This is a genomic window from Microcoleus sp. PH2017_28_MFU_U_A (genome assembly GCF_020738035.1).
GTDB lineage: Bacteria > Cyanobacteriota > Cyanobacteriia > Cyanobacteriales > Microcoleaceae > Microcoleus.
In genome coordinates, this window is the sequence record NZ_JAEQCX010000154.1 from 1 (window position 1) to 13,555 (window position 13,555).

General features: G+C 47.8%; 9 protein-coding genes and 1 pseudogene. 3 read left to right on the forward strand and 7 right to left on the reverse strand.

The window, feature by feature from the left end:
- Positions 1-749, reverse strand: a 749-nt coding sequence (locus JGK14_RS30940; RefSeq protein WP_325315879.1) for a hypothetical protein, incomplete at its 3' end; no start/stop codon positions are given.
- Between the two features lie 15 nt (positions 750-764).
- Positions 765-5,450, reverse strand: a complete 4,686-nt coding sequence (locus tag JGK14_RS30945) for a dockerin type I domain-containing protein (protein ID WP_325315880.1) — start codon at positions 5,448-5,450, stop codon at positions 765-767.
- Positions 5,451-5,558: 108 nt separating this feature from the next.
- Between JGK14_RS30945 and JGK14_RS30950 the strand changes: the two genes are divergently transcribed.
- Together JGK14_RS30950 and JGK14_RS30955 are read left to right on the forward strand one after the other, a co-directional pair.
- Positions 5,559-6,770 (forward strand): M50 family metallopeptidase, encoded by a 1,212-nt coding sequence (locus JGK14_RS30950; RefSeq protein ID WP_293232835.1) that lies wholly within the window; start codon positions 5,559-5,561, stop codon positions 6,768-6,770.
- A gap of 45 nt (positions 6,771-6,815) precedes the next feature.
- Entirely contained in the window at positions 6,816-7,517 is a 702-nt protein-coding gene (locus JGK14_RS30955) for a PEP-CTERM sorting domain-containing protein (RefSeq protein WP_325315881.1), read from the forward strand.
- Between the two features lie 117 nt (positions 7,518-7,634).
- On the opposite strand, the gene JGK14_RS30960 is transcribed toward JGK14_RS30955, so the two are convergent.
- From JGK14_RS30960 to JGK14_RS30970, 3 genes are all read right to left on the reverse strand, one after another.
- Positions 7,635-9,827 carry an iron uptake porin gene (locus JGK14_RS30960; RefSeq protein ID WP_293186920.1) on the reverse strand — a complete coding sequence of 731 codons (2,193 nt, stop codon included), beginning with the start codon at positions 9,825-9,827 and terminating at the stop codon, positions 7,635-7,637.
- A gap of 291 nt (positions 9,828-10,118) precedes the next feature.
- Positions 10,119-11,765 (reverse strand): HD domain-containing phosphohydrolase, encoded by a 1,647-nt coding sequence (locus JGK14_RS30965; RefSeq protein WP_293193881.1) that lies wholly within the window; start codon positions 11,763-11,765, stop codon positions 10,119-10,121.
- A gap of 445 nt (positions 11,766-12,210) precedes the next feature.
- Positions 12,211-12,492 (reverse strand): 4a-hydroxytetrahydrobiopterin dehydratase, encoded by a 282-nt coding sequence (locus tag JGK14_RS30970; protein ID WP_293186922.1) that lies wholly within the window; start codon positions 12,490-12,492, stop codon positions 12,211-12,213.
- Positions 12,493-12,618: 126 nt separating this feature from the next.
- Between JGK14_RS30970 and JGK14_RS30975 the strand changes: the two genes are divergently transcribed.
- Positions 12,619-12,753: a hypothetical protein gene (locus JGK14_RS30975; protein ID WP_293193883.1), complete on the forward strand. Its 135-nt coding sequence runs from the start codon at positions 12,619-12,621 to the stop codon at positions 12,751-12,753.
- A 326-nt stretch (positions 12,754-13,079) separates the two neighbouring features.
- Here JGK14_RS30975 and JGK14_RS30980 read toward each other — a convergent pair whose 3' ends face one another.
- On the reverse strand, positions 13,080-13,328 hold the full coding sequence (locus JGK14_RS30980) for a hypothetical protein (protein WP_293186923.1): 249 nt from the start codon (positions 13,326-13,328) through the stop codon (positions 13,080-13,082).
- A gap of 106 nt (positions 13,329-13,434) precedes the next feature.
- A pseudogene (locus tag JGK14_RS30985) lies at positions 13,435-13,555 on the reverse strand (photosystem II D2 protein (photosystem q(a) protein)); the annotation flags it as partial.

Sequence of the window (13,555 nt, forward strand, 5' to 3'; positions counted from 1 at the left end):
GGAAGTTCAACTTGCAAATACTTATCTCCACACAGATTCTCTGGCTTACCATCTCTATACATAATCAGAGCTTGAGCCTGCGCCCACGTTACCACTTCTGAACGTTCCGTGTCATTGAGTCTAGATGCAATTGTTTGCAAAGCTTTCAAAGTCAGCGCTTGATCGAGTACCACCGAAATCATGGTCATTTCATAACAATGTTCCATATATTCTTCGGGAATCTGCTCGTATGGAGGTGGTGGGGCAACACGCTCCAAAGCATGATTGATCTCGGTTCTGCGATCGAAATCCACCAATTCCTCAATAAGAGGCAATATCGGCACTAAGACGGCGGGTGGAGGAATTTTTCTCTGATACTTACGGGAATTTGGCGAAAAATAGGCAATCCGAAGAGTTCTTTCCCACTCTCTCATCGCTCTTTTGGCTTCAAGACAGAAGAAGTGAAACCTGACCCATTTCTCTAAATCAATTGCCACATTCCGTCCCATCTGCTGTGCTAGCAGGGGCAACGCCTTCACAATTACCTGCCGTACAAGCTCGCCTCGCTCACCATGTGTACCTGTCCAATCTCTCATCCGATAGCGAGTCTCATGCTCAATAAAAGCCTGGGTATAAATTGACTCCCAGATAGATGGTTGCTCTAATAGAGCATTTGGCAATCCTAACAGCGGTAGGAAAGCTTCCAAATACTCCGAGCTTTCCCCATCTTTCCAAGAAAAATCAAGTTCCAAACAGTTTTGTTTTGTCATAAATGATCGTGTCTATCAAGGCCTAAAACGTAACTCTAACCCCAGAAGCCTTGCAATTATTTCTAATGCGATCAGAACAGCTCCTGCTACCCCCGCTCCTACCCATAAAGCACCGTCTCTTACCTGTGCGCCAAGCTCATTTGCCCGTGCCAATAAGCTACTTCGGTTTCTGATATCTGGCTCTTTTGGAGGTTGTTTTTGACTATACTCCACAGCTTGGTCATAGGCATCCTGCATTGTAGACCCGCCGTATCCATCCGGATCATAATCATCACAATTGTCCATTTCTTCACGTTCCTTGAGCAATTTTTTTAAATCATCTTTCACTTCATTGTACTTCTTTATATGTCCCTTCCAAGAACCCGGGTCGCCAGTCACTGTAGTCCGGCGACCTGATAAGGGAGGAATTCGCGGGACTGGAGGATCGGTAATTTCATAACGCCGATTAAAAAGATCCTGATCGTCTAAGCGCAGATCGTCGAAGCGTTTTTTCAACTCTTTACCAAGAGCTATAATTTTCTCTATGAGTGTTAAGCATGGATCATCGGGAGCAGCAGCAATCAACCCCAAAGGATTACCACCGATCGCAATCACAGCCGGAATAGCACCTTTTGGTATGATATTCGGATTAAACTTCTCAACAGCCCGCGTTGTCAAAGCATAAGCAGGATTTTCAACAGTCTTAATAATTTCCTCCACATCAAAGACATAAGCACTTCCACCACCACTAAGAGTAGGATAAGAACCAATCAGATACTTCCCATCACTAGAAAGAGCCACATTATTAGTTAAACTTCCCGGCACCGGTTCAGTAGCAGCAACTAATTGCGGATTAGGCCCCAACGGATCTTTAATAATCCCAATATTCCCCCCCGCCAGCGGATTGGCATCAACTTCAATGATTTTTTTACTGTTACGACCCGCCACAAACGCATACTTTCCATCAGCCGTCACCGTGACAGCCACTCCCTCATTCACCTCAAACACATTTCTATTATCAGTCAGCGTTAAATTCGTGTAGACAGTTGTAGGAGTCAAATTCAGAGGGTCATCCTTCACAGTCAGCACCCCAAAACCGCTTCCGTCTGTGTTCGGGTTACCATTAGTAAAAACCATTTTGAGCGGGTCAGGAGTTGCAGCCAACCCCCAAGCCCCCGTAGGAGTCAAAACCTTTCCAATTTGCTCCCCCCACTTCCGGGGATTAGAATTCGGAACCGTCGGTTTGTCATCTGGGTCAATATTCACAGCGTAAATATAACCATCAGCCGCAGTCGCAAACAGCTTGCGCCCGTCACTGCTAACCGCAATCTGGCGCAGTCCTGACGTAGCATTAACTGAGATAGTCCGAACAACTTCGTTATAGCTTGGCGAGTCAGGATTGACATCCAGGACATAAATGCTACCCCGCCCTGAGTCCGCGACGTAAGCATAGTTATCCCAAGGGTCAATAGATATCGCCCCAGGAGATGCACCACTGGGCAAAATAATATCATCGACAGCCGGTGTCGAAGCATCAACATCAACCGGACGCCGCGCCAGCAAATCCACCATCGCCACCCGCCCCGTCCTCTCCAAAGGTACATAGGCGCGAGTCGCATTACTGGTCACAGCTAACAATCCCGGACGGTCTAAGGTTGTCCCTACCGCTGTCCCCGGTATCCCCACCGATAAATCCTTGGGTGGCTTCTGTTGCGGGTTCGACGGACTCTGAACTGAACTGAGAGCGTCGATTACCTGAATTTTGTCACTAGAGCGCTGTGCTACCAGTATTAGGTCAGAAAATACAGGCTTTAATTGGAGGTCTTCAAAACTCGAACGTTTAACCACCTCAGAATCAACAGGGCCAGGGCCAAAACGCTCTTTCTGCTGCCGCGACAGCACAATTTCCGACTCGCCCAGAGGTACGCTGATAGGAGCTTTTACCGCCACTTTATAGCGGTTTTCTCCCAGGGAACTACTGAGTCCCGGTACAACAGTGCCTGAGTAGCTCTTACCGGACACCTTGAAGTCAACCTTCAAATCCCCGAAACTAGCACCCAGATTGCCGTTGAGACCATTGAGGAAATTGCTACCTGTCAAGAACACCACAGGTTCGCTGTTGGAGAACTCCAGTTCGGCTGACTCCAGCGACGGCGGATCGAGGGGGACTGCTAACCCAGTGTCAGGCCCAGAGAGAACTGCCGAGACTGTAGGCACTCCTTGTGTATTGAGTTGTACCTGAGCCGTAGTGACGACAGTTTCCCCAACTTTGGGAATTCCGATCATTTCCAGGGGCTTGTTTGAAGATTGCGCCAAGTAAGCTAATAGTGATGTTGTCGCCTCGAATTGATTCTCTGTGGCGGAGACTGCACCAATTCCACCCGTTTTTGCTCCTAAATAACTATTCTCAAAGTTGAGATTACTCGAAAGGTTAATTGTCCCAGCATTTGCTTTTGTGCCTGCCTTAACAATTGAACTGACTGATGGCATTCCTGCGGGCAATAATCCAATTGTATAAGTACCGCTTTGTGTCACGCCTGGAAAAGGTGGCGAAGTGGTGCGGATGAAGCCGTCTGCACCCACTACCCCTGATTCCTGTATCAGCCAAGTTTCGTTCCAGCTATCAGCCCCAGCCGGCAGCGACCCCTTCCGCATAAATAAAACTTCGGTGCCGATTGGCACACCAACTGGGGCTGGAATTGCCAATTGGACAGGTATCTTCAAAGGGGTGTTGCCCAATTCTAAATTGAACCCCCCAGCAAACTCCATGCTGTCGGGGAATGACAGTGGCAAGCCTTCGCTGCTAAGGGGTGTTAGGTTGACTGTTGTATCCTTGGTTAAGGCACTAGGAGCTACCATGACGATTGAGCCGTCGCTGCCTTGCACGACTCCGCCATCAACACCCAAAATCGCCGGGCCCGTTAAAGGCGTTTTTACCCGCACTGGAACCACCTTTTCTGCGGCTCCGTCGATGACGGTGACGCTGGCAATTCCTTCACCTACAGCAGTAATTACACCATCTGAATTTACTTGCAATACATTGGGGTTACTGACGAAGTAGCGAGTGCCAGTAGAGCCGAATTTGAGGTCTGGAGAGTCGGTAAGTCCTTGAATTCCTACCAGTAACGAGCGCTTTACTCCTGTTGTTAATGTTACTGCTTTGGGGTAAACATCTAAGCCGTAAATTTCTGCTAGTAGGGCGTTCCATTCGTCATCGTTGGCAGGAATTGGCAGTTCGCCTATTCGTGCCGCAGTCACGGCTTGAATGTTGTTGCGAGATGCTGTAAAAATTGAGGTTCCGTTGGCTAACCCCGTCACTTTCCCGAAAGCGTCAATGGGTGCTACCCCTGGATTTAACGAAGTGTATGTTAAGTAAGAATCTGGCAGCACTACACCTTTTTGGTCGGCGAAGTCTCCGAGCACTGTCAATTTTGTATTGTCTCCTGGATAAAGCTGAGGGTTGCGATTGGCGAAGTCTAAGGAAAGTAGCGGGGCTCCGCTGACGTTGACTGTTATTTTTGCTGGTATTCCGGTGTTATAGCCGTCGCTGGCTATGAAGTCAAAGCTGGCGATGCCTGAGAATCCGGGTGTGGGTTTGAAGGTTGCTGTTTTGGTAATGGGATCGAATTTTACAGTACCGTTAATTGGGTTGAGTGTGTTGTAGGAGATGGGGTCGTTTTCGGGGTCTGTTGCTTTACCGATTAAGGGTATAATTGTTTCCAATTCTGCATGGGTGTTTGTTGAGAATGGGGAGGTGACTGGTGGTTTGTTGGTGATGAAGCCGAAGTTGTTGTTGAGGAGAGTTTGGTCTACTGAGTTGATGATTCCATCGCGGTTGAGGTCGAGGTTAATTGTATAATTGGGGTCTGTTGCTGTGCTGCCTAGAGCGTTATTTAGGAGTTGTCTGTCTGTTGTATCAACTCGGCCGTCGCTGTTGATGTCGCCTGCTATGTTTAGTTTGAGAGTGTATGCGCTACTTGATGCGCTGTTCAAGTTAAGCAGGTTTAAGCCTGATTTTTTGATGGCAAATAGGGAGTAGTTACTGTTTGTGTTGGTTGATATGGAAATTGGTGTGAGTTTATCTATTTCGGGTAGTTCGGGGAGTTTTTGATTGTCTTTTGATTCTACTGAAATTCCAACGAGTACGGTGTCTGAATCTGTGGAATTGAGTTCGGAATTGGCGATGCTGAAGGTGTATTGATTCGCTGAACCTGCTTCGTTATTACCTGATGCTGTTTTGGTTGTAAATGTGTAAGCGCCACCTAAGTCTGTAGGTACTTTGTTATTGGTTCCAGGCGGATCTATGGGCAGTATAATTGGGGGCGGCAGGGTATCAAAGGCTCCTTGAATGTTGGGCCCTGGTGTCGGTTGTGGGGGAGAGTACAAGCCCAAGGGGTCAAAGTCAATAATTGGCGGCAAGTCGCCATCGGGGGAAGTTGGGCAAGTACCCGCACCGCTATCTGCAAATAAGTGTAAATTTGTCGCGTGGGCTAGGGTGTGATGAAATTTTTGGGCCCAGTCTGAAAGGTCAAAACTTAGAAAACTTAGAGAGTTGAGAATCTGATGCAGCGCGTCATGGTCATCCACACCACCAGGAACTAGGGCGCTGGGGGTGATAATTCGTTCCAGGATGAATGTCTTTCGTGGGCGACGAGTTTTTGGGGGAGAATTCTCAACCCCTTTATTTTTGCGGACTTGAAAGCCTTTTGAATGCCAGACCATACACTGAAGCCCCCGTTTTTAGTAGTGACCTTGAAAACCCAGGCAGTTAATTGAGTATAGGACTTACGCATTTGGGCCGAGAAACCGGGTTTTTTGCGAAAATACTTCGTGTCGCCCACAGATTTGGTGAAAAACCCGGTTTCTGACCACCCGTGCGTAAGTCCCGACTTAACTAAGGAAGAGGGGGAATCTATATCTCAAAATCCGAGTGAAGATTCTCCAACGATTCTTTATGGCCCTAAACTCAAATCAACGGTACTGTGGATACCGCACCCAGACGGCTATTGGATACTCCGCAACTCCGAAGGCGTTACTTGCTTGCAAGTTGACAATTCTGACAAAGAGGTAATGGAAGAATTGGGCTTCAAGCCGATCGGCGATATCGCAGACATCTATGACATTACTTTGGAGGATTTGCAATACTTGCTGCGGATGCTGGCAGAAACGGGAATGTTAGAGGGAACCCAACCTCCAAAACCACCCCCAAACAAATTCAACATTCAGCAATTATTGTCTTTGCAAATTCCCTTGTTGAATCCCGATGCTTGGCTAACTAAACATACGGGTAAACTCCGCTGGATTTGGACTTGGCAATTTGCCTTTTTTCTGGGTGTTTTAATCAGTGCTTCTCTGGCTGTGTGGCTGGCTTTGGCTGACGAGGTTTCTGCTTCCAATCAACAGGTTTGGGCTACAGGGGAAATTACAACTCTGTTAACATTTGTGCTACTGATTATGGTAGTAGTTGGTCTGCACGAATTGGGTCACGCTTTTACTTTGAAGCACTACGGTGGTGTTGTCCCAGAAATGGGGCTGCTGTTTTTATGTTTGATACCGGGATGCTATACGGATACCACAGATCAGTATAGTTTAGTGAGGCGGAAGCAGCGCGTTTTTGTAGTGGCAGCAGGCGTGTTGGTGCAGGTGGCTATCTGGGCTTTTTCGGTTTGGGTTTGGGTTTTGTCTAAGCCTAATTCTGGATGGCATTTTGCTAGCTATTTGCTGATGATAGCTACGCTTGTCACTGTAGTTTTTAATCTCAACCCTTTGAATAAGTTTGATGGCTATTATTTGCTAGTTGCTTTGACTGGGATTAACAATTTGCGATCGAGGTCTTTTCAATTTTACGATCGTTTGCTGCGACGAGAACAGATTTGGGAAGAACCTTCAGACTGCTGGACTTTGGCTGCTTATGCTCCTTTTAGCATAGCTTATACGGTCTGGGTTTTAGGTTATCTGTTGTCTGCTGTTGTTGATTGGGCGGTGCAAAATATGCCGAGGTTTATCGATTTTTATAAGTTTAACTTGCTGTCTGGCAGTTAAACAAATAAGCGAGAAAGTTCAGTGATTATTTAGGAGTGTGTCGTAATGAATGGATATCAAAAATTAGGAGTAGTGGTTGTTTCTGGGGCTTTGGGTTTTTCTGCTTTCAATTCGATCGCAATACCTGTACAAGCTGCTGTTCTGACGCAAACTTATACGGTTTCTTTGAAGCAGCAGCCAGTTAATAGTACGCTGAATGGGGTATTTCCTAAGTTTAATTCGCTGTTAGGGACGCTGTTAAGTGCTTATGTTAAAGTTGAATCAACGGTTAACAGCGATATCAGTATTTTTCCTGCTAGCAATTTTACTGGTACGGCGGTAACGAGTGCTCAGATTGCTGTGAATTTACCGAGTTTAAAAGCTGACCCCAATTTGGTTTTGAGTTTGTTTGCAAATCCGCCGGAAATGAGTATTGAATCAGGGGCTGCGGGGGCTAGAGGTGGGAGTGCAAATGGTGTTGTTTCAAGGAGTTATAGTTCGCCACAGTACCTAAATATGTTTAGTGGGTGTGCTGGGGATTTAATTGCTGCTAGCATTGTGGCAATGGGTACTGTGAGAGTTTTAGGAACGCCTACAACGGTCACTTACGCGGGCACTGTCACTACTGACTCAAAGCTTACTCTCGCCTATGAGTACGAGTCTGAGTCTGAAACTGTGCCGGAACCTACTACGATCGCAGGTGTTGGTTTAGCTTTTGGCTTGGGGTGCTGGTGGAAGAGGAAGGTGGGGAAAAGGACTTTTAAATAAGATGAGCTGCATTTGTCCGCCACACAAAAAAGCCCTGCGACAAGCAGGGCTAATGTTAAATTATAGAGTTGTTAGCAGAGAGAGAATATGACTCTCCCTGCCTCTTAAAACGCACTCTTAGAACGTGAAAGTAGTTCTCAGAGTACCAATAATGATGTCGTCATTATTGCGGTCTTGATTCGGGTTGGTAATCCAAATGACGCCCGGAGTCACGGCAATGTTATCCGAGAGCTTGAACTTGTAGAAGCCTTCAAAGTGCCACGAAGTATCGTTGTTGAAGTTCCGCAAATTGCCAGGAGCCTCAAGTTTATCCAAGTAAGGCTCACGACCTACCACAAAGCCCAGCAAGTTGCCTTCTTTCCCTAAATCGGGCAAAGCCAAAGTGGCTGCGTAGTTCCAAATTCTCGCATCGCCGACGCCGAGAATACGAGCATTGGTTAAACCAGCCCAGCCCCCAATGATAAATCTCGGGCTGAGTCGGAACGAAGCCTCAGCACCGTAGGAGTTGCTGACAACTTTGCGAGCGCGGAAGCCGTCAAAGCCTTCGCTCAAACCGTTGATGGAATTAGCCACGCCCGTGCCTGTAAAACCGCCAAGTTTGTCTGGCCCGTTCCCCAAACCGTTGTCAAACCCGAAGTTACCTCTGCTAAAGTAACCGTGGTTGTAAGTGAGAGCAACTTGCAAGTTGCGTCCCGGGGTAAAAGTCAACTGCCCCATCGCTGCGTAATCGCCGTTGAACAAGCCTGCGCCCTTGGCGGGACTTGCCGGATTTGACGCCAAATATCCAAAGGACAGAGAAGTCGGGCCGAACACACCGCCCAGCAAGCCTCTGCCACCGAAGGCGTAATCGAAGCCGATACCAGCACCGCCACCTAGGCGATAAATTGGGTTGCTCTGACCGAAGGCGCTGAGGGAGCCATTACCGCCGTCAAAGTCTTCAAAGTAAGGGTTGACGGTAGGAATGAAATCGTTCCAAATACCGTTAGCGGCTTCAATGGTAACGTTCAACCGATTGCTAGCGGGGAACTTGTAAAGCAAGCTGCCCAAGTGAAAAACGTTGTCGGTTCTGCCAACTACGTTCCAGGTTTGAGTACCTTCGCTCGTCGCCCCCAAGTTAAAGTTTTGACCGTTGCCCACATCCAGTCTGGTGAGCAACAAGTCTCTGCCGGTGAAGCTCGTATTTAAATTGAGACGTACCCGCTGTTGGAAGACGGCTTCATTGTTACCCGTACCGACTCTTCTGTTGTCTCTGCCAAACAAGCCATCATTGCCACCAAAGTCGTCGCTGAGGGCAAAAATTGCTTCCCCAGTCAGTTTGGTAGTAGTTGAAAATTGGTTAGCTTCGAGTTCGGATGTGCGAGCTTCCAGAGCATCGACGCGGCCGCGCAAGGTTGCCAGTTCTGCTGCAAATTCTTCCTGGAGCCGTTGGAGGGCTGCCAAGTCGTCTTTTGTCGCTAAGTTGGTTGTACCTGCTTTAATTAGCTCGTTAACTTTGTCTAAGCAAGCGTTTAAACCGGCGGCAAATTCGTAGCGGGTCATTGCCCGGTTGCCGCGGAATGTGCCGTCTGGATACCCGGCAATACAGCCGTAGCGCTCGACTAGGGATTGCAGTGCTTGGAATGCCCAGTCTGTGGGCCGCACGTCGGAAAGTTGAGATACTGAGGTTACTTGAGCCTGAGTTTCGCCACCAGCACCTTCGCTGCTGTACTCGTTGACCTGTTCTAATGTGGCGGCTGGGTTTTGAGCTTGTGGTGCGACAGTTTGGGCTAGAGATTGGGCCGGAGAGGGCAAATTTTGTTGTGCCTGCTCTGCAACTGCCGGGGCAGTAGTTTCTAATTGAACTGCACTGATTTGCTCCTTGACAGCGGTAGCTGCTGGGGCTGGATTTTCTAGTCTGGCTGCCGCTGAATTTTCTACTGGTTGAGCGACTGTTGGCTCAACTGCTGCTAAAGATTCAGTTACAGGTTGTGATGCAGCTTCAAGATTTGTTGCTGCGGGGTCTGTGGTGGCGGAGGCGATCGCGCTGCCCGTTGCAGCAGGGCTGGCATCTGCAATCGCTGGCTTGGTTTCGCTGCCTGTTCCTTGGGAAATTTCTTCGACTGGCTTTAGTGCTGCGGTAGTTTCGTCAACAGCCGCTAAAGCATTAACTTTGGCTTCGGAGGCTTGGCCTGTTTCAGCTTGGGCAGCTTGAGGCTTGAGCGCATCAGCAGCTTGCTGAGCGTCTGCTGCCATCGCGCTCGAAGAAACTACTAGGGTAGCTCCTAAGACTGCTGGGCTGATTAGTAGGTAACTCCACAAAAATTTCGACATATTCACTCTCATCCTCACACCGATTACAGAGAAACTTTTCGAGTCTTCTATGTGGTCAGTAGTTGCTAAACTAGCATACTTTAAAAAGAGACCTAAAATTCACTTTTTCTTTTGATTTTTGGGGACTAACTGAGTGTATGGATGTGATTGGCTGCTGTCGGATGCCTGTTTTTGACTAGGTACTCAACTGCCTCAAAACCTTACCATACTTGGACTTGGGATTGATTGGACTACTGACACATTAGGCGCTCGATAGCCTATTTACTTTTTAGCACAGCACGTCCGAATCGTCTATACTGATTCGACTTTTGCATCCAAACCGTGTCCTAGGACGCTAAAGACTCGGCGACGGTCGAACAGTTCTAATAAATCGGCGTTGATTTTGTTGTGAGCTGCTTCTTGCCGCAAAATTTTCATTGCTGCATCTGTTCGCAAAGCTCGTTTGTAGGGGCGATCGCCGGCTGTCAGGGCGTCATAAATATCGGCGATCGTCATCAATTGCGCTTGAATGGGGATTTCTGAGTCTGTTAGACCTCGTGGATAGCCTGTGCCGTCGAGTTTTTCATGGTGTCCGTAGGCTATTTGGGGAACATTTTTTAGATCCTTTGTCCACGGAATTTGGCTGAGAAATTCGTAAGTGTGAGTGACGTGAGATTCGATTGCCGATCGTTCTGTCGGCGTCAGGTTGCCCCTCGACACCATCAATTGCACGATTTCGTCTGGACTCAGCAGAGGTTTAATTGCCCCGTCTATATCTCTGTAAGTTTGCCGAGAAAGTTCTAGCAGTTGAGCTAGGGGTTCTTCTGCCAAAATGTGAGGTTCGTTGGCCTCTAGCAGGACTTCCCAATATTCTGCCAATCTGGTTTTTGCGTCTGCTAGCGCCGTGTCTAGCTGTTCTATTTCCTGGCATTTAGCGCACTCTGGCCCAGAGTCCGGGTGTTTTCGGTAAGCTGAATGCTCTAGCAAGTATTTGTATTTAGACTGGACGCATTCCATTTCCAGCGTCCGCTGAGCTAGGGCGAAACGGTGGCGAATGATTTCTAGCTGTGAGGGGTAGAGCTTTTTCTGCTTGGTCAAAACTGCTTCTGGTACTCCGATTTTGCCAAAATCGTGCAGCAGGGCGGCGTAGCGAATTTCTTGAATTTGACGGTTGTTAAAGTAAATAGAGCGCAGCCATCCGCTGCTGACGGCGTTTACTTCTTCTGACAGGCGTACTGTCAGGGCTGCAACTCGTTCTGAATGGCCGAAGGTACATGGATCTCGGGCTTCTATGACTTGCACGCTTGCTTTGACGAAGCCCTCGAACAAGTGTTCTATGCTTTCTTGGAGTTGATTGCGCTCGATCGAGATTGCTGCTTGAGAAGCGAGCGATCGAACTATCCTTTCTTCCCACTCGGAATACTGCTGCGTCGATTCCCAGGCATTCTCTGCCGTCAGCACCTCATCTGCCTTTTTTTTGCGGTTGATCAGTTGCAGTACGCCTATTGTCTCGCCCTGTCGGTTTTGCATCGGCAACACCATTACCGAGCAAGTGCGGTAATTAATATCCCTGTCAAAACTCGTATCTAGCTGGTAGGGTACATCGGGAGGCAAGTCATAGGCATCAGACAGGTTCAAACTTTGACCTGTAATTGCCACGTATCCCGCCAAGCTTTTGTCTGTCAGCGGCAGGGCAAACTCCTTAAACGACAGTCTGGGTTTAGAACCATTTTGAGCTACCTTGAACAGCAACTTAGATTTCTCGTCGCTGTGATCTACTAAATAAACGCTGCCCGCATCGCTGTAGGTGATTTCCCGGCTTTTGGATAAAATCAAGTTTAACAACCCGCCCAAATCGGGGGCGCTAGAGAGCGCCGCGCCAATATCCAAAAGCTTTTCTATCAGTTCTGTTCTTTGAGCAGATTCGTTCAAGAACTCTGGCCTTTCAAATACGATCATGGTCGGAGGATGGCGAATAGCCTTTAATACATTGGACTTGTTGCATCTCGACTTTCTCACACCCGATTTTAACCCAGAGTCGATATTTTCTTTTGAGCGGGCTTTCTGCTCTTGGGACTGTCGCTAGATGCAGTGGCGGCTAGGAAAATGAGAACTCTTGTGACGCTCCCACACTAATTGCAAGCAATATAGTTTGGGCATCTGAGTCCTGTAAAGGATATCTAGATCTTCCTTCGAGATACTCCAAACTGTTTCTCTCTACGGCGTTTTATAGTGAGGAACACGTCCAGCCCCACTGTGGTTCAATGATATCAAAGATTGTCGATTTCGGCGGTGATGGCTTCCGAGCCCTACGGGATTGGTCAACCATCCCACCTCAATCAACTTGGCTTTCATCCCACCCCAATCTGTAAACAATATGGGGTGGGGATTCCCGCCTAACTAGCTAATTTAGCGCAGAAATCTCTTGGGCTAGCGCCATGTCTTTCTCAGTTAAGCCTCCGGCATCGTGAGTTGTCAAGTTAACTGTTACTTGGTTATAGGAGATTTCTATGTCGGGGTGATGTCCTGCCGCTTCTGAGGGGGCGACCAACTTATTCACAAAGGCGATCGCGCCGATAAAATCTTTAAATAAACGGGTACACCGCAGTTGCTTACCTTCCACCGTCCAGCCCGATAATTGACTGGCGCGCTCTTGAATTTCAGTATCGTTAAGTAGATCTGCCATAATTTTTTTTATTTTGGGATAAGCTTTTTGGGAGATTAACAGCCCACCTGTCAACAGTTGACAGTTGACAGTTGACAGTTGACAGTTTAAGAGCGACCTCTACCCTTAAGTCCGAGGATTGGAGTAATGAATAGTCTGATTTTAATTTCTCCCGAGCAGGGTTCCGACTTTCAACCAATTATTTCTGGTCAAAAATCCGACCAAAAACTATCCGCTCTCACCAATAGTATTGAGGCTCAAGTTTTAATACTTAAGATTTAACACTATTTGAGGTGAGAGCGGTCTAGCGGGTCTTCAGATTAGAACCTGACTGCCGGGAGAATCCCTAGCTGAGCCTGGTTCCCGATGGAATTCGTTTCCAGTTGGAAACGACGGCTGACTGCTAGTGAGCGGCCCCGGCGCACAGCCGGTAGTTTCCAATCTGATGACCCATGCATTTACTACTTTCTATCATGGGCATCACCTCCAGGATTAGCTAAATGGCTTCATATTTGAACGCACCTCACCCAAATACAAGATCTGGTGTGAGGATTTGTGCGCTAGCCCTTGCCAGCGTAACCGAAAGAACCTGCGTTCTGAGTATCATTTCAGTAGTCACAATGATTAGAATAACACAAGGAATTAGAAGTGGGGGGATGCAAATTAATATTTTTGCAAGATGAGGGCAAATTACTGACGTATCGAGGTTTTCGATCGCTCTCTACAGCCAGCGGGCGATCCTCTTCGTTGGCGTAGCCGCCGTAGGCGCGGGCTTCGCTAACGAGCTTTTGAGCGGATTGCTTTTTCTGTGGGGCAGGTATAAAGAGGGAAATGTGCGATCGGATTACTGAAATCAAAAAAGCTCCTACCGAGCGGCAGGAGCTTTTTAAACATTGAGGGTAAAGCCTAAACTAATTTATCTTACCCTTTCAAAATGTTGCAATTTTTGATACTTCGCACTGATTAGAGAGCGTTACCGCGAGGTAGAACTTCTTCAGGGAAGATGAAGTTTTCGTGGGGTTGGTCGGTCGGAGCCATCCAAGCACGAATGCCTTCGTTAAGCAGAATGTTCTTAGTGTAGAAC

Excerpts from the sequence above, each read along its gene's own strand:
- JGK14_RS30945 (WP_325315880.1), bottom strand. The coding sequence starts at position 5,450 with ATGGTCTGGCATTCAAAAGGCTTTCAAGTCCGCAAAAATAAAGGGGTT.
- JGK14_RS30955 (WP_325315881.1), top strand. The coding sequence starts at position 6,816 with ATGAATGGATATCAAAAATTAGGAGTAGTGGTTGTTTCTGGGGCTTTG.
- JGK14_RS30960 (WP_293186920.1), bottom strand. The coding sequence starts at position 9,827 with ATGTCGAAATTTTTGTGGAGTTACCTACTAATCAGCCCAGCAGTCTTA.
- JGK14_RS30965 (WP_293193881.1), bottom strand. The coding sequence starts at position 11,765 with ATGATCGTATTTGAAAGGCCAGAGTTCTTGAACGAATCTGCTCAAAGA.
- JGK14_RS30970 (WP_293186922.1), bottom strand. The coding sequence starts at position 12,492 with ATGGCAGATCTACTTAACGATACTGAAATTCAAGAGCGCGCCAGTCAA.
- JGK14_RS30975 (WP_293193883.1), top strand. The coding sequence starts at position 12,619 with ATGAATAGTCTGATTTTAATTTCTCCCGAGCAGGGTTCCGACTTTCAA.